The organism is Fibrisoma montanum (assembly GCF_003583365.1).
GTDB lineage: Bacteria > Bacteroidota > Bacteroidia > Cytophagales > Spirosomataceae > Fibrisoma > Fibrisoma montanum.
In genome coordinates, this window is record NZ_QXED01000004.1 from 326018 (window position 1) to 342873 (window position 16856).

At 53.0% G+C, this 16856-nt stretch carries 13 protein-coding genes; 11 read left to right on the top strand and 2 right to left on the bottom strand.

Translation table 11 applies throughout. The annotated features are described in order from the left end of the window. Positions 1-26: 26 nt before the first annotated feature. The 4 genes from DYU11_RS15325 to DYU11_RS15340 all read left to right on the top strand — a co-directional run bounded on the left by DYU11_RS15325 (position 27) and on the right by DYU11_RS15340 (position 5386). On the top strand, positions 27-1406 hold the full coding sequence (locus DYU11_RS15325) for a sugar transferase (RefSeq protein ID WP_119668570.1): 1380 nt from the start codon (positions 27-29) through the stop codon (positions 1404-1406). Between the two features lie 42 nt (positions 1407-1448). After that, a complete protein-coding gene (locus DYU11_RS15330; RefSeq protein WP_119668571.1) occupies positions 1449-3002 on the top strand; it encodes a capsule assembly Wzi family protein in 1554 nt (517 codons plus the stop codon). A gap of 137 nt (positions 3003-3139) precedes the next feature. Further along, entirely contained in the window at positions 3140-4378 is a 1239-nt protein-coding gene (locus tag DYU11_RS15335) for a serine hydrolase domain-containing protein (protein ID WP_119668572.1), read from the top strand. 78 nt (positions 4379-4456) lie between these two features. Next, complete coding sequence (locus tag DYU11_RS15340; protein ID WP_119668573.1) at positions 4457-5386, top strand: alpha/beta hydrolase; 930 nt, start codon at positions 4457-4459, stop codon at positions 5384-5386. Between the two features lie 48 nt (positions 5387-5434). On the opposite strand, the gene DYU11_RS15345 is transcribed toward DYU11_RS15340, so the two are convergent. Both DYU11_RS15345 and DYU11_RS15350 read right to left on the bottom strand, forming a co-directional pair. Next, a complete protein-coding gene (locus DYU11_RS15345; protein ID WP_119668574.1) occupies positions 5435-6340 on the bottom strand; it encodes a prohibitin family protein in 906 nt (301 codons plus the stop codon). A 330-nt stretch (positions 6341-6670) separates the two neighbouring features. Next, entirely contained in the window at positions 6671-7129 is a 459-nt protein-coding gene (locus DYU11_RS15350; RefSeq protein ID WP_119668575.1) for a DUF1573 domain-containing protein, read from the bottom strand. A gap of 240 nt (positions 7130-7369) precedes the next feature. Between DYU11_RS15350 and DYU11_RS15355 the strand changes: the two genes are divergently transcribed. The 7 genes from DYU11_RS15355 (at position 7370) to DYU11_RS15385 (ending at position 16654) form a co-directional block, all read left to right on the top strand. After that, on the top strand, positions 7370-9781 hold the full coding sequence (locus DYU11_RS15355) for an alpha-ketoacid dehydrogenase subunit alpha/beta (protein WP_119668576.1): 2412 nt from the start codon (positions 7370-7372) through the stop codon (positions 9779-9781). A gap of 142 nt (positions 9782-9923) precedes the next feature. Further along, a complete protein-coding gene (locus tag DYU11_RS15360) occupies positions 9924-11351 on the top strand; it encodes a 4Fe-4S dicluster domain-containing protein (RefSeq protein WP_119668577.1) in 1428 nt (475 codons plus the stop codon). 12 nt (positions 11352-11363) lie between these two features. Next, a complete protein-coding gene (locus DYU11_RS15365) occupies positions 11364-11915 on the top strand; it encodes an NADH-quinone oxidoreductase subunit J family protein (RefSeq protein ID WP_119668578.1) in 552 nt (183 codons plus the stop codon). Beyond that, entirely contained in the window at positions 11899-12210 is a 312-nt protein-coding gene (gene nuoK / locus DYU11_RS15370; RefSeq protein ID WP_119668579.1) for an NADH-quinone oxidoreductase subunit NuoK, read from the top strand. Before DYU11_RS15365 ends, nuoK begins: the two co-directional genes overlap by 17 nt. A 4-nt stretch (positions 12211-12214) precedes the next feature. Further along, positions 12215-12835 carry a 2OG-Fe(II) oxygenase gene (locus DYU11_RS15375; RefSeq protein ID WP_119668580.1) on the top strand — a complete coding sequence of 207 codons (621 nt, stop codon included), beginning with the start codon at positions 12215-12217 and terminating at the stop codon, positions 12833-12835. A 170-nt stretch (positions 12836-13005) separates the two neighbouring features. Continuing rightward, positions 13006-14919, top strand: a complete 1914-nt coding sequence (locus DYU11_RS15380; RefSeq protein WP_119668581.1) for an NADH-quinone oxidoreductase subunit 5 family protein — start codon at positions 13006-13008, stop codon at positions 14917-14919. Positions 14920-14974: 55 nt separating this feature from the next. Continuing rightward, positions 14975-16654, top strand: coding sequence for a complex I subunit 4 family protein (locus tag DYU11_RS15385; protein ID WP_119668582.1), 1680 nt, complete (start codon positions 14975-14977; stop codon positions 16652-16654). Positions 16655-16856: the final 202 nt, after the last annotated feature.

Here is a 16856-nt window from a genome sequence, read left to right on the forward strand (position 1 = left end):
GTTGTCAATTAATAATGCCAATAAGTATGAGACACCGGTATTCCATACTACTTTTTCCGCTTCATGTATTCTTCGACTTTCTGAGTCTGAATGCGGCTTTTGTGGGGGCGTACTGGATTAAGTTTCGATCATTAGATGCCGTAGCAGAGCCCCCTTATGCTATGCTCTGGGCTGTATTTAACCTGGTTTGGCTGGCGGACATTCTGCTGTTAAAACCGTATACCTTTCCCCGACAATTATTTAAAGCGTATCATCTGATTCAGAAACTGATGTTGATGACGGCGATACACGTAGCCATCGTATCCGTGTTTTGGGTCATTGTCAAGGGATATTACTACTCTCGCGAACACCTGCTGATTACGTATTTTCTGTTTTTGGGACTTGGGTCCGTAATTCGTATTGGTGGCTTAATTTTTTTGCGCGAGTATCGAGCCAGAGGATATAATAACCGGCGATACGTTATCGTGGGCTATGGCAAACTGGCCACTATGATTAACCGATTTTATGAAGCGCATCCGGAAATGGGCTTCCATTTTTTTGGCTACTTCGATCAGCCGGGTCCAGATAATCAGCACCTGCTCCGGGGTAACTATGATCAGCTTCGGGAGTACGTTCGTCAAAACAATATTGACTGCGTTTACTGTTGCTTGCCCTACATTGACAACAGCCGCTTAAAAAGTATTGTCGATGATGCCGAAGATGTTGATTTTCAGGTGAAGCTGCTGGTTGATTTCCGAGGATTCCTGGCCAAAGGCGCGTCGGTTGAATACCACGATTTCCTGCCTGTCCTGAATCTGTCGTCACAGATGCTGGCCGACTTTCGGGTGAACATTTTCAAGCGATCATTCGATGTTGTTTTTTCCCTGAGCGTTTTGATTTTTGGCTCACCGGTGTTCCTGCTGATGGCGCTTATTACCCGGATTACTTCACGGGGTCCGGTATTGTATGCGCAGGAGCGAGTTGGACGGGAGGGCAAACCATTTACAATTTACAAGTTTCGGAGTATGTATATAAACTCCGAGAAGACCGTGCCTCTCCTGTCCAAAGGACAGTACGACAGCCGAATTACACCTTGGGGACAATTTATGCGTCAGACCCGCCTGGATGAGCTGCCCCAATTTTACAACGTGCTCATCGGCGATATGTCGGTGGTTGGACCTCGGCCAGAGCGGCAGTATTTCATTGATCAGATTGTAGAAATTGCCCCAGAGTACCGTAATCTGCTCAAAGTAAAACCCGGAATTACCTCCATTGGCCAAATCAAATTTGGATACGCTGCTAATGTAGAAGAAATGGTACAGCGTTTGCGGTATGATTTATTGTATCCGCAGCGTCGTTCGTTCTTACTCGACATGTGGATTATCGCTCAGACCGTCCGGGTCATGGTGCAGGGGCGCGGTAAGTAATACGTTCAGGACACGTTCAATCAGGTAACGTGTAAGGCACTTATGAGCAGTTTAATCTTCCGTTTGCAATGCAGCCTTGCCGTACTTCTGGTTACAACCACGGCGGTGTTTGGGCAAAAGCTAATCGAATACCACGCTGAAGCGGGAGGTATGTCTGCGTCTGACCAAACGCCGTTTTGGTTGCGGGCTAATCAATACGGTACAGTGCCGCTCCGGACTCCTTTTTTCCGGTTGAACGCAGGTATCCGCTCTGATTATGTACAGCGAGATAGCACCGGCTTTCGACCCAAATTAGACTGGGGATACGGCGTTGATGTAATAGCCAACGCAGGGAGTAATTACAATAGCCAGTTTTTGTTACCTGAAGCGTATGTCAAAGGGAGGTTTGGGGCCTTTGAAATTTATGGTGGTCGTCGACGCGAAATCGTTGGCCTGGTTGATACATTACTAACCACAGGCGGTTATGCCTGGTCAGGTAATGCCTTGCCGTTTCCCAAAATTCAGATCGGCATTCCTGTATTTACCCCCATACCGTTCACTAAAGGAATTGTCTCTGTAATGGGGGCGTATGCACACGGATGGTTTGAAAATTCCGGCCGGTTAGTCAAAGGCTCTTACCTTCACCAGAAATATTTTTATGGTCGGCTTGGTAAGCCAACCTGGCCGTTCCGATTTTATGCTGGATTCAATCATCAGGTAATGTGGGGCGGGGAATCATCCTTCATCAGTCCGAATGCATCATTGAATGGTCAGTTGCCAACAAGTTTAAAAAATTATTGGATGTTGGTCTTCGGCATTCGGGGTAATCCGGGCGATAAAACGATCTCATCGTTTGAGTGGAACCGGATTGGTAATCACCTTGGCTCTATTGATGTTGGTGTTGATGCCAACCTTGGAGCCTGGAATGTGATGCTATACCGCCAATCACTTTATGATGACGGCTCGTTGTTCTATTGGATCAACATTGCTGACGGCTTAAATGGCCTTCGCATTAAAAATCGGCGTAACCCTGATGAAACAGCGTTCTTCCTCCGTCAGATTACCTTCGAGTACCTCTACACCGCAAACCAGGGGGGCGACAAATTCGTAATCGAGGATGAACTGCAACGGGGTAAAGATGATTATTTTAACCATAGCCAGTTTCTGGACGGCTGGACTTATTTTGGCCGTACTGTTGGTACTCCCTTTTTAACGCCTGATACTGAAACCTCCCGGTCATTACCTCGACATGGTGCCGGTATTGCCAACAATCGTGTCAGTGTTGGCCATTTTGCAGCGAGTGCCCTGGTGCTCAACAAGTTGGATATTACAGCCCGCCTTTCTTTCGGCACAAACTATGGCACCTACAACGTTCCGTTTCCAACCAGCCCAAGACAGTTCTCAGGCATGCTGACGGCCTCGTTGCCAGTCAATCTGCTGGGTGGTATGGTGGTCAACGGTTCGGTGGCACTGGATAGCGGAGAGTTGCTACCGAATAGCGCTGGCTTCTACCTCGGCCTACGTAAGACGGGTTTCTTCGGCACACCCAATCGGCCAACCCCTAACCGGTCCCGTCCGGCCCCCGCACCGACTACGCCAACTTATCGCTGGCCTTAACCAAAAAGGCGTTTCTATAATTTGTGTGCAAATTTTCAGGAAGCGAGTTGACACGCATAAGGCAATGCTTATTTTTGCGTTAGTTAGTTGGTATAGTAAAGGGGATTTGTAGCGAAGGGATGGTGCGAATGTTAAGTATGCGTCGTTTGATAGCCGGTTTATTCGTGCTAAGTGTAGTTACATCCTGTGGGCAGGGTGATCAGAAACAACTGAAGCGCTCAGCCGACGCGCTTCGTAACTGTGCGGGCGATCAGGTGCTGTCAGCCGCCGAACAACAGGCCATCCGGACCGAGATTGGAGCCGACGAGAAAACCCGGAAGATTGCTCAGGTTATTGAGCAGAAAGTACGAGCCGGTTTCAATGGCAACGTACTGGTTGCCCAAAAAGGCCTTGTCCTCTATAAAAAGTGCTTTGGGTATGCCCACTTTGAGCGTCATGAGCGCGACTCATTGGTTGAAGACTCCAAGTTTCAACTGGCCTCCTTATCAAAAACGTTTACGGCTGTCGGGGTGCTTAAGCTGATTGAGGCCGGTAAGCTCAGCTTTGAGGACACCATCCAGCGTTTTTACCCTGATTTCCCGTATCACGGCATTACGATTCGTGATCTGCTCTGTCATCGCAGTGGATTGCCTAATTACGCCTATGCTTTTGACGACAGCATGAAGGTGAATTTTTATAAACGTGAAAAGCCATACCCGACCAATGCCACTATTATGCACTGGTTTGCAACGGTAAAGCCAACGCCCAAGCGCTACAACGTACCGGGCCGACATTTTAGCTACAGCAACACCAATTATATGGTGCTAGCGTCTATCATCGAAAAGGCAACTGGAAAAAGCTACGAGGCATTTATTCGGAAAAATATCTTCGAGCCGCTGGGTATGCACAACACGTTTGTTGCTACCACTCACAGTGATTCTATTAATATGCACCGCACTGCGGGGTATCAGTGGAATCGGCGACTGCCCAAGGATTATTACGATGATGTAGTAGGCGACAAAGGCATTTATTCGACCACGGGCGATCTGTTTCGCTGGTACCGGGCGCTGAATGGCGATTGTGTCCTGCAACGAAAGACCCTGGCCGAGGCTTTCGTACCCCGTAGCTTTGAGAAAAAAGGGACTAAGAACTACGGATACGGGTTTCGGATGTTCGTCAATGAAATGAATCAACCCGAGGCTATTTATCACTCAGGCTGGTGGAAAGGCTATAATACTATGTTCTGGTTTAGCCCAAAAGACGAGTACGTAATTATTCTGCTTTCCAATCGGTACAACAAGTCCGTGTATCGCGTCAAGGAACTGATTGATGTGCTGCAGACTCATTCGAACCCGACTGAAGCAGGCACGGACGAAGATGGCGAAGTGGAAATATGAGTAGAGTTACGTTTGAGCCGGACTTTTGACGTAAATCAGTCGTATTCCATAACGTGTTACCCGCTGCTCATCGTTCGTATGCGTCGAATCCTCTCTACACTCCTGTTAAGCGCTGTGTTCGCTTGCCCCGCCATGTCGCAGGAAGTTATTAAGCTCTGGCCCGACAACGCCATTCCGAACGCAGTTGCAGGCGTAAATCTCACCGAAAAGTCTGTTACGACCGATGGTATTCTCCGCATCAGCAACGTAACGGTCCCCACACTAACAGCGTATCCGGCACCTAAAGACAAAGCTACAGGCGCGGCCGTAATGATTTGTCCGGGGGGCGGCTACTCGATTCTGGCGGCCAGCCATGAGGGCGAGGATGTAGCCCGGTGGTTTAATACAATGGGTGTTACGGCGTTCGTGCTGAAGTACCGCTTACCCGATTCGACGGTGATGACTAACCCTCACGAGGTACCGCTGATGGATGCCATGCAGGGAATGAAACTGATCCGGCAAAATGCCGCCCGCTACGGGGTTGATCCCAACAAGATTGGCGTTATGGGTTTCTCGGCGGGAGGACACCTGGCATCGACCTTATCCACGCATTACTTTCGGGGGCCGCAGGCCAGCGAACAGGCAAAACCTAATTTTGCCATTCTGCTTTACCCCGTCATCACGTTCGGTGATAAAGCGCATACCGGCTCGCGGGATAGACTGCTCGGTAAGCTTACAAAATCACCCGATATGATCGCGTACTACTCGAACGAACAACAGGTCACAAACCTGGCACCACCGACATTTCTGGTGCATTCCATGGACGATAAGGCGGTTCCGGTCGACAATAGCATTAATTATTACCTGGCCTTACTGAGAAACGGAATTCCGGCCGAAATGCACCTTTACCCAACCGGCGGGCACGGATACGGACTGCGAACGGATAAGTTCGGTTCGCTCAGTACGTGGCCGACAACGTGTCAGGCCTGGCTCACTAACAACGTAATTGCTGGTAAGACTGTAAAATAATAAACCGGGACGGCTCAAACAGCCGTCCCGGTTTATCTATGCGCTTGCCTACTTCTCGTTCAGGATCAAAGGCGTATTACTCCGCCCTCCCATAATTACAATCTTGGCGTTGGGAGACGCAGCCAGTTCCCGTTGAGCCTTAATTTGTTCGTACTGCAGCTGCCGGTCCGACAAGCCGGTGGACAGAATTTTCTGATAGTCGGCAATACCCTGTGCTTCAACCCGCTTCCGTTCGGCCTCCTGCCGTTCCTTCTGTAATACAAACTGCATCTTCTGGGCCTCCTGCTCAGCATTGATCTTTGATTCGATCGTTTGTTTTACCGAATTAGGCAGATTGATGTTGCGGATCAGTAACTGTTCCAGCAGCAATCCCCGCTTTCTGAAATCAGTGTCGATTGTTTTGTAAATCCGACTTTGAAACTCATCACGACGCGTTGAATACAAGGCTACCGCGTCGTAATAAACGGCATTGTCACGAATGCGGGTGCGGGTAATGGGCCGGACAATCTTATCGGTATAGTCCGTGCCAATTTCGCTGAAGATTTTAGGAGCATCGGCCGGAATCATCCGGTACAGCACCGTCAGGTCAATGACTACCTCCAGCCCGTCGGCGGTGAGTACCCGGATTGCATCGTCGCCAATCTTCTGGCCTTCATCATTGGATGCCGACATCGTGTAATTCTGCGTTTTGATGTCAAACTCCGTTACGGTGGCCAATGGATTTACCAGGTTCAGGCCTGAATTCAGTGTGCGGTCACTGACATTACCAAAGAGTGAAATAACCCCAACGCGACCGGCGTCGATCTGTCGGACGCTGGCCGTTAGAAACCCTAGAACAATCAGAATGACGCCAATCAGTTTAATCGGGCGTGAATACCGCGAAAACGCCAGCGCCGGCGTATTAATTGCGAACCCGGCGAACAACGCCAGTACGCCGATGATGAGAAGAAACATGGTTTTGTGTGTTTATGATACGGTGCGCGATAGTCCCAACTACAGTCAGGTGACTGTTATATCGCAATAAAAGGTAAGGAAAAGGCCGTAGATAACAACCGGTACGGAAAGAGCCGGGAAGTTACCGGCGGGGTGGCGGAGTCATAGTCGCTTATGTCAGAAGACAGGTCAAATATACAAAGACTGAAGCGGCAAAAAAGCTGTTTTACAGGAGCGGACGCCGGCTGTTTATGTTGGTCAGAAAGACTGACGATTGGGATAGGCATTAAAAAAGGCATCCGGTAAACAACCAGATGCCTTTTGGGTACTATCAATTAACCCTTCAGCGCATTACCGTGAAGTCTTGGTACCTTTTTTCTTGTCTTTTCCTTTGTCGGCCGGAGAAGCAGCGGGCGAAGCAGCCGTCTGGGCGTCTTTCTGCGCTACAACCTCACCTTTCAGGAAAAGTGTAATCTGACCGCCTTCCGCGTTGCTGGTTACCGTTACTGACTTATTGAACGGACCAGATGCAAGTGCGTTATAAGTAGCTGATACAGAACCCGTTTTGCCTGGCAGAACCGGCTCGCGAGTCCAGCTTGGTTTGGTGCAACCACAAGAGGCCGTAGCGTCGTTGATGATGATCGGGTCGCTACCCATGTTCTTGAATTCAAACACATAGGTAACTGGCTTGCCTTGCTCCACTTTGCCAAAGTCGTGCGTTTCTTTGGCAAACTTCATAACCCCTTTCTGCGCGTAGCCAACTGCAACAAACACAAATAAAGCTACAAATAGTGAAAAAATCTTTTTCATTGGACTGGAGAAAATTATGGTTTGGTTGTTTAATGGACCACCTTATAAACACAAACTCAAGCAAAGATTTAGCCAAATAGTTGTTGGCTGTTGTCCGCTTAACAAAGAAACGTAAAAAATCGTTTTTTTGAAAGCTGAGTTGTTTTATATTATTTTTACTTTCGCTCGATCCGAATTTCCAGGTCCAGCGACTTCATCAATGAACAGACATGTTGAACGCTTTCAATCAATAGCAGCGCTGTGATAGCAAACGAACAACTCCGCTCGACTGATATTCTCTCCCGCGAAAAAATCCTATCCGACTACCGCTTAGCCTGCGAAAGTCGACAGGTCAGTTTGCTGGGCCGGAGAGACGTAATGGGTGGGCGTGCCAAGTTTGGTATCTTCGGCGACGGCAAAGAACTGGCGCAGCTAGCTGCCGCCAGCGCTTTCCGACGGGGCGACTTCCGCTCGGGCTACTACCGCGATCAGACCTTCGTGGCTGCGCTGGGTGAACTGCGCTGGACTGAATTCTTTGCGCAGTTATATGCCGATACCGATGTCACGCGCGACCCTAATACGGCGGGCCGATCTATGAACGGCCACTTTGCCACCCGTTGGCTCGATGAAAACGGACTGTGGCGTAATCAAACCGAATTCTTCAATTCCGTCTGCGATATTGCCCCCACGGCAGGCCAGCTTCCGCGTTCGCTCGGGCTGGCTTATGCATCGCGGCTGTTCCGGCACAACCCAGGGCTGAGTGACCTGACCAGTTTCTCTAGGCATGGCAACGAAGTCGTATTCGGTACCATCGGCGATGCATCTACGTCGCAGGGGATGTTCTGGGAAACCATGAACGCAGCCGGGGTGCTGCAGGTCCCGCTGCTAATGTCGGTCTGGGACGATGGGTATGGTATCTCCGTTCCGGTCGAGTACCAGACCACTAAGGGGAGTATTTCGAAAGCGATGGCCGGTTTCCAACGGGATGCTATCGACGAGAAAGGGTTTGAAATCTTTACGGTCAAGGGCTGGGATTATATAGCACTCCTCGAAACGTACCAACATGCCGCCCGACTCTGTCGTGAGCAGCACGTACCGGTGCTGGTCCATGTGCAGGAACTGACCCAGCCTCAGGGGCACTCAACCTCTGGTTCGCACGAACGGTATAAGTCGACAGAGCGGCTGTCGTGGGAGGTTGAACACGATTGCAACCGCATGTTCCGGCTGTGGATTCTGGAAAACGGTTTTGCAACCAGCGACGAGCTGGATGCCATCGAAGCCGAAGCAAAACAAACTGCCCGGCAAGCCCGGGTTGATGCCTGGAACGCGTTTCAGGGGTCGATGCAGAACGATCATAATGAAGTCGTTGATTTGTTGCAGCAGGCCGCCCGGAATCATCCGAAATCGGCTGAACTGATGGCCATTCGGGAGGAGCTTCGCCGGATCGTCAATCCGCTGCGCCGTGACGACGTAGCAGCCGTTCGCAAGGCCCTGCGCCTGCTGCGAAATGATACGAGTAAAACCAGAGAAGGGCTCCGGAACTGGCTTATCCGCACAAAGCCCGAAAACGAAGATCGGTTCAGCTCGCATTTGTACAGCCAGTCACCTGAGTCGCCGATGCTGATCGAAGGGGTACCGGCCCACTATCCGGAAAGCGGACCCATGGTTGACGGCTACGTACTTATGCAGCACTACTTTGATGCGCTCTTTACCCGCGATCCGCGGGTGGTGGCGCTGGGCGAAGACGTTGGCCGGATCGGTGATGTAAACCAGGGCTTCGCGGGTTTGCAGGAGAAATATGGAGAAGAACGTATTACGGACACCGGAATTCGTGAAACTACCATCATCGGTCAGGGCATCGGCCTGGCTATGCGGGGGCTGCGCCCAATTGTGGAGATTCAGTACTTCGATTACATATTTTACGCGCTGGCTACCTTGACGGACGACCTAGCGACGCTGCAATACCGTACCAAAGGCGGGCAAAAGGCTCCGCTGATCGTTCGGACGCGTGGCCATCGGCTGGAGGGTATCTGGCATTCCGGATCGCCGATGGGTGCCATGCTGAGCACCCTGCGGGGAATGCACGTACTGGTGCCCCGCAACATGACCCAGGCAGCCGGTTTTTACAACACATTAATTAAGGGCGACGATCCGGCGCTGCTGATTGAGTGCCTGAATGGCTACCGGCTTAAAGAGCGGCTTCCCGACAACCTGGATGAATTCTGCCTGCCGCTCGGCGTTCCTGAGGTGCTTCGCGAAGGAACCGACGTAACGCTGGTCACCTACGGATCGATGTGCCGAATCGTGATGGAGGCAGCGGCTCAGTTAGCCGATATGGGTATCAGTGTGGAGGTCATTGACGTGCAGACCCTACTGCCATTCGACGTGCATCATTCAATTGTTGAATCCATCAAGAAAACGAACCGGGTGTTGTTTGCCGACGAAGACGTACCGGGTGGCGCAACGGCGTATATGATGCAGGAAGTAGTAGAGGTGCAGAAAGCGTACCAGTACCTTGATTCGGTTCCGCGCACGCTGACGGCTAAAGCACACCGGCCGCCCTACGGCTCGGATGGCGATTATTTCTCGAAGCCGAACGTAGATGATGTCATTGAAACCGTTTATGCGCTGATGAACGAAGCCGAACCAGCGCGATTCCCGGAATTATATTAACGGAACAGGAGTTTCTAACCGCAAATCGGATCGCCGAAGCGGACGGCGGGAAAAGCAAAGTACGCAGAGAAAAATCTTTGCGTACTTTGTGCTATACTTGGCGTTCGCTTCGGCGGTCCGATTTGCGGTTTCAATTTAACTGATGAGCTACTTTCAGGACATACAGGATGGCATCCGGACAACACTAAAGGGACTCAGCCTGACACTGCAGCATTTACGTAATTCTACCCAGCGTCGGAAACCCGTCGGTGTGGCCAGCGACAATTATTTTGAGCAGCAGAACGGTCTCGTTACGTTGCAGTACCCGCATGAACAACTGCCCATCCCGGACAATGGTCGCTACCGGCTCAACAACGAGATCGATGATTGTATCGTCTGCGATAAATGCGCCAAAGTATGCCCCGTTGATTGCATCACGATCGATGCCATCAAAGCGACTGAGGAGGTAGGCCGGGCATCCGACGGTTCACCCATTCGTCTGTATGCGGCCAAGTTCGACATCGACATGGCCAAGTGCTGTTATTGTGGGCTCTGTACGGTTGTGTGCCCCACCGAGTGCCTAACGATGGAGAAAACTTTCGATTACAGTGAGTTTGAACTCGGAAAGCTTACCTACCATTTCGCGGATCTGACGCCTGAGCAGGCCGATGAAAAGCGGGCGCTCTACGAACAGTTCGTCCGGGAGAAAGAAGAACTGAAAGCGCAGAAAGCGCCTGTTGCCCAGTCGGCCGAAGTAGCTCCGGCGGCCAAACGGCCCGTTTTCCGGCCTACCGCCAAACCCGCGGCTTCATCACCCGCCGAAACGGACGTACCATCTGAACCCCAGCAAAAGGCTTCGGTAGAGCCGGCAACGACGCCACCGGCTCCTAAACGGCCGGTGTTCAAACCAACGCAGAAGCCAACCGCAAAGACAGAGGCAACCGACGAGCAGAAACCCGCAGAAATAGCTCCTGCAGACCAGCCGCAAACGGAAGGTCCAGCCGCACAGCCGGCCGCTCCAAAACCGGCCTTCCGCCCCACTATGAAGCCCCCGGCGGCTAAATCAGTGGCCCCGGGAAATTCGGAAGATAAGGAGTTGAAAAAGCCGATTGAAAAACGTAATTCGGTTGGGTCTGCGTTAGCGCATCCGGTCACAGATGCGACACCCGACGAAGCTGGACAGATTGCCCTGGAAGCTCGTCAGGAAGCGGTTGAGCGCGGGGAAGTGCAGCAACCGGCTCCGGATGCACCGGGAGCCGATGCGCCCAAACCGCGACCAGCGTTTCGGCCGACGATGAAACCAGCCGCTCCAACAGCTGAAAACACCCCGGCTGATTCGCCGAAGGCCGATGCCGAAGCGGTTGCTCCCGAACCACCCAAACCACGTCCGGCGTTCCGGCCGACGATGAAACCCGCTCAACCGGCTACAACTGAGCCGATTGAATCGGCTTCTGACAAACCGGCCGACGTTCCTCAACCGACGGCCGCCGAACCTGCCAAACCGAAACCGGGGTTCCGGCCAACGATGAAGCCAAAACCGAACGAAACGGCTGATGATGCCGGCGAAACAACCCAGGAGAAATCTGTCTAATCTGCGAAATCTGTGGCTCTACTTGCATTCTACGGCTTTGCAGCCCTGACCATCGGCGGTGCAATAGCTATGTTATTGACCCGAAACGTATTGTATGCCGCCTTTTTTCTGTTGTTGACCCTGCTGGGCGTAGCCGCTTTGTTTGTGCTGGCGGGTGCCGATTTTCTGGCCATTGCGCAGATCATGATCTACGTGGGCGGGGTGCTGGTGCTGGTCATCTTTGGGGTCATGCTTACGCACAAACGGGAGCCCCAGGCCGCTACGGATAGCCAGCAGCCCAACCGGATTCTGACCTTGAACCGAAACTGGGTGGGTGTACTGTTGGTAGCGATGCCTTTGTTTCTGGCCTTGTACACCCTGTTGACGCGAACCAATTTTGCGATCATGAATCAGCCCAGCCCAGTCTGGCGGACAACGGTCGACACGATTGGTAAGCAACTGATGACCGAATACATTGTGCCGTTTGAGCTTGTTGGCATACTATTACTCGCGGCTCTGGTGGGAGCAACGTACCTGGCCTCCCCGCGTTCGAACCCATCTACCAAACATGGAAACCGTACCTAGTCAGTTGTTTCTTATTGTCGGAGCCGCCCTGTTCAGCATCGGACTGGCCGTTGTGCTGCTCAAGCGTCATGTAATTATGGTGCTGATGGGCATTGAATTGATGCTTAATGCCGTAAATCTTAATCTCGTGGCGTTTAGCCGGCACGACCCCGATCGTCTGCAGGGGCAAATGCTGGCGTTATTCGTGATGGTAGTAGCGGCTGCTGAATCGGCGGTGGCGCTGGCGATTGTGCTGCAAGTGTACCGGCATTTCCGGACGGCTCAGCTGGATGAGCTGAACGAATTGAAACAATAACGGCATGGACGAGCGTTTTGAGCCCATCATCGACGGAATCCTGAACCAGGGTTTTGGCATCGTTGATAATTTTCTAACGGCCGATGAGGTGGCAGCTCTGGCTTCCCGCCTGCACGAACGACGGGCACAGGGCCAGTTCCGGGCGGCTGGTATCGGTAATCAGCAGGTCGCGGTGGAAAAACAGATTCGGGGTGACGAAATCCTGTGGCTTGAGAACGAAACGGCTACACAGGAAGAAACAACGTTTCTGGCTCGGGTCGATCAGTTTATGGAGTACATGAACCAAACCTGCTATTTAGGGCTGCGGGATTCCGAATTTCATTACGCGGTGTATCCACCCGGTACGTTCTACAAACGCCACCTCGATCAGTTTCGCAGCGATTCCCGTCGGAAGCTGTCGGTAATCTGCTACCTGAATGATAACTGGCAGGAAAGCGACGGGGGGCAACTGGCGTTGTTTCTGCCGGCTACTCAACCCGGCGAGACCGAACAGGAAGTCACGATTCAGCCGATTGGAGGGCGGTTGGTGTGTTTTGAAAGCGGGCGTCTTGAACACGAAGTTCGGCCAGCCGGTCGGGAGCGATTAAGCGTAACGGGCTGGCTGAAGACGGAGGGCGTTTATTAAGTGGCCGCCACCTACCTAAGCCTTTGCCGCTGATTCCGACATGCTGCTGCCGACACAACGGGCAGGCGATAAGGGAAGACGGCGTACTGACAGGCTACTAAGTGGCCAAAACACGAGTTTGGTTAAAGGCGGCAGATTCGGGATATTTGCGGCCAAATCGATTGCTGCGAATGCCCGACGACGTACCACCCATTCTTCCTTTGCTGACGGCTGCGATTCTGCTTATGCCCTTCGCCGGTTTCCTGAGCCTGCTGGAGGCCGGGCACCGCTCGGCTGGTCGTATGGCCGTGCTGCTGACGGGCCTGGGCCTGGTTGCTTCAAGTCTACTGGCCTACTCCTTGCCGGTGCAGCCTGTTGCGTTGCAAACCAATTGGGTATCCTTTCAGAATAGTACAGTTAACGTAGGCTTCCGGCTCGATGCGCTGACCGGGCTCATGCTGATACTTGTGCATGGCGTAGCTTTGCTGGTGCAACTCTATTCGATTTCGTACCTGCACGACGAGCCAAAACTACCCCGCTATTTTGCGTATCTGCAATTGTTTGTCGGGGCCATGCTGGGCATCGTACTGGCTGGTGATTTAATCATCATGTACGCATTCTGGGAACTGGTAGGGCTCGCGTCGTACCTGCTCATCGGCTTTTATACGGAGCGCCCATCGGCGGTTCGGGCGGCTAAAAAAGCATTTCTGATGAACCGGATCGGCGACGTTGGCTTCCTGATCGGTATCTTCCTGGTGAATTTCTATACCAATTCCACTGAGTTGCCGGCTGAGGGGGCTTCGGTTTTGCCTACGGTCGTTGGGCTGTGTCTGTTCATGGGCTGCGTGGGCAAGTCGGCGCAGTTTCCGCTGCTGACCTGGCTCCCGGATGCGATGGAGGGGCCAACGCCTGTATCAGCGTTGCTTCATGCGGCTACGATGGTGGCTGCGGGTATCTTCCTGCTACTACGTATCTACCCGATCTTGTCGCCGGATGCGCTGAGCATCATAGCACTGGTGGGTACCATTACGGCTGTATGGGGTGGGTACTCCGCCGTTTTTCAGCATGATATCAAGAAGGTGCTGGCGTTCTCAACCGTTTCGCAACTGGGCCTGATGGTGGCTGGGGTAGGAACGGGGAATCCGACGGGCGCTTTGTTTCACCTGCTGACCCACGCGTTCTTCAAAGCCGGCTTATTTTTGAGTGTCGGCGCCGTCATTCATGGCGTAGAAACGCAGGATATGCGGCTCATGGGCGGTCTCCGAAAAGCGTTGCCCGTTACGTTCGTGGCCTACACGGTCTGTGCGGCTGCGTTGGCCGGCCTGCCTTTATTATCCGGATTTTTATCCAAGGAAGTGATTATAGCCGGGGCGTTTCAGTGGGCTGACGCACAGGAAGCCGGTTTGCCGCACGCCATCCCGGTGCTGTTGCTCTTTTCGTCAGGGTTGACGGCTCTGTATATGGTTCGGCAGTGGCAGCTGGTGTTTTTTGGCCCGTACCGGAACGACGAGCTGCCTCTCCAGCAGGTCCACGAACCCGATGCGCTGATGCGCATACCCGTTGGCTTGCTGGCCCTGCTGTCGGTTGGCTTCTGGTTCTCGCTTAACCCCTTTCACGCCCAGGACGGCTGGTTTTTCAATCAATTTCCCCCGGCGACTGAACTGCCCGAGATAAGCTGGCTGGCACCTGTCTCCATCGCCCTGGTGGCGATGGGCGGTTACGTTGGCTACCGGCTGCGCAACCACGACAGCAACGCCGGCGCCATGACCCGCAGCTACGTCCGGCTGTCGGTCGAATACGGGTTCCTGGATACGCTGTATCAGGTTGTTGTCATCAAACCGGTTCGACAACTGGCCTCGCTGTTATACCGGGCCGACCAACGCGTAGTTGACGGGGCGGTCAATGGACTGGGCATTGGTTCGGTTGTTACGGCGCACCTGACTAACGTGCTGGATCGGTGGGGTGTCGATGGCATTGTCAACGGTGCAGCCTGGGTAGCTGGTCGGCTGGGCCGGCTGACGCGTTCGGTTCAGAACGGCCGCATACAGTCGTACATTACGGCGGCCGTTGTGGGGTTGCTATTAATGTTGTGGTGGCTCCTGTAAAGTGGCTTTATGTCCACTTCGTGCGTTAATTGCGGGTTCAGGCCCGCTTATATCTATGGTGCTAACGTTACTTATTTTCATACCCATCGCCGGATCGTTGCTGGTTGCTCTGCTGCCCGATCAGCGGGCTGCGCTGTTCAAATGGATAGCCCTCGGAGTGGCTATTCTTGAACTGATACTGAGCGGCTTCGCCTACGTTGGATTCGATACAAAGCAGGTGGGCTATCAGCTGCTCGAACAGACCGACTGGATAACCGTACCGCTGGGTAATCTGGGGGTGGCCTCAATCGACTACGTCGTCGGTGTAGATGGAATCAGCCTGCCGCTGGTGGTGCTGTCGGCGGTCGTCCTGCTGGCGGGCGTTATTTCGTCCTGGACCATCGACCACCGGCAGAAAGCCTATTTTGCGTTGTATCTGCTCCTGACGGGCACGGTTATGGGGTGCTTTGTCGCGCTGGATTTCTTTCTGTTCTTCCTGTTTTTTGAGTTCATGCTCCTGCCGATGTATTTCCTCATCGGGCTCTGGGGCGGTCCCCGGCGCGAATACGCGTCTATCAAGTTCTTCCTGTATACGCTGCTGGGGTCGCTGCTGATTCTGTTGGTCATGATTGGATTGTACCTGTCGGTAATCGATCCGATCAGCACGGCCGTAGCGGTTGGCCTCATAAATGATTCTTCGGAGGCAACGGCCGACGTAGTACGCCTGATACAGATTCAACTCCGCGATTATCAATTAAATCCGGCCGTGGTAGTGCATACGTTTGACATGCGATACCTGGCCGACGGTGGGAATTACCTGCCCAATGCTTTCCTGAGCCTGACCGGCGAAACCATCGTACTGGGGCTTCCGGCCCGGCTCCTGGCCTTTTGGGCGGTGTTTATTGGCTTTGCTATCAAGCTGCCTATTGTTCCACTGCATACCTGGCTGCCGGACGCCCACGTTGAAGCGCCAACACCCGTGTCGGTTGTGCTGGCGGGCGTACTGCTCAAGATCGGTGGCTACGGGTTTCTGCGTATTGCGTGGGGACTGTTTCCGGATGGCGGTGCCGAGTTCGCCCGGACGCTGGCCGGGCTGGGTACATTGTCGATTGTGTACGGTGGGCTGAATGCCCTGGCGCAGTACGACGTAAAGAAAATGATTGCGTACTCGTCGGTGTCGCACATGGGATTCGTCTTGCTGGGCGTAGCTTCCCTAACGGCCGAAGGCATCAACGGTGCGATTTACCAGATGGTGAGCCACGGGGTGCTGTCGGCGATGCTGTTCCTGATTGCGGGCGTGGTGTATGACCGGACCCACGACCGGCGGATTGACTCGTACCGGGGGTTAATGCAGCCTATGCCTCAGTACACTACGTTAACGGCCATTGCGTTTTTTGGATCGCTCGGTCTGCCGGGCTTCTCTGGTTTTGTGGGCGAACTGTTCACCCTGATGGGCAGTTTTCAGTCGCTCTGGCTGCCGGGCTGGTATACGGCGGTTTCGACACTGGGCATTGTGCTGGCAGCCGCCTACTTCCTCTGGACGCTGCAGCGAATGTTCTTCGGGTCGTTCTGGTCGCGGCACGAAACGAGTACCCAGACCGGTGTGTCAGTGCTGACCGACCTGACCGCCCGGGAAAGACTCCTGCTCATTCCGCTGGGAATCCTGGCGCTGGTTCTTGGCCTTTTCCCTAATCTGATCTTCAACCTGACGAGCGCTACAGTGGCGCAATGGCTGGAGAAGTTTATGGTGCAGTGAGACAGGGCCACATTTTCCAATAAATGTTGGCAGTTATTTCCAGCGCGTTACGGGCGACCCGTCGGTAGTAATTACACAACGCAATCACCGTAGTGCGGTCCTGAAGCCATAAACTCAGGACGTACCTACTATGCTGAGGCCATAGTTTAAACGTTTTTACAATTAGCAGGATACGTCTACGGCGCTTAGGCTACGTTCTGCC

Coding starts and splice junctions, on each gene's coding strand:
- DYU11_RS15325 (WP_119668570.1), top strand. CDS start 27: ATGAGACACCGGTATTCCATACTACTTTTTCCGCTTCATGTATTCTTC.
- DYU11_RS15330 (WP_119668571.1), top strand. CDS start 1,449: ATGAGCAGTTTAATCTTCCGTTTGCAATGCAGCCTTGCCGTACTTCTG.
- DYU11_RS15335 (WP_119668572.1), top strand. CDS start 3,140: ATGCGTCGTTTGATAGCCGGTTTATTCGTGCTAAGTGTAGTTACATCC.
- DYU11_RS15340 (WP_119668573.1), top strand. CDS start 4,457: ATGCGTCGAATCCTCTCTACACTCCTGTTAAGCGCTGTGTTCGCTTGC.
- DYU11_RS15345 (WP_119668574.1), bottom strand. CDS start 6,340: ATGTTTCTTCTCATCATCGGCGTACTGGCGTTGTTCGCCGGGTTCGCA.
- DYU11_RS15350 (WP_119668575.1), bottom strand. CDS start 7,129: ATGAAAAAGATTTTTTCACTATTTGTAGCTTTATTTGTGTTTGTTGCA.
- DYU11_RS15360 (WP_119668577.1), top strand. CDS start 9,924: ATGAGCTACTTTCAGGACATACAGGATGGCATCCGGACAACACTAAAG.
- nuoK (WP_119668579.1), top strand. CDS start 11,899: ATGGAAACCGTACCTAGTCAGTTGTTTCTTATTGTCGGAGCCGCCCTG.
- DYU11_RS15375 (WP_119668580.1), top strand. CDS start 12,215: ATGGACGAGCGTTTTGAGCCCATCATCGACGGAATCCTGAACCAGGGT.
- DYU11_RS15380 (WP_119668581.1), top strand. CDS start 13,006: ATGCCCGACGACGTACCACCCATTCTTCCTTTGCTGACGGCTGCGATT.
- DYU11_RS15385 (WP_119668582.1), top strand. CDS start 14,975: ATGGTGCTAACGTTACTTATTTTCATACCCATCGCCGGATCGTTGCTG.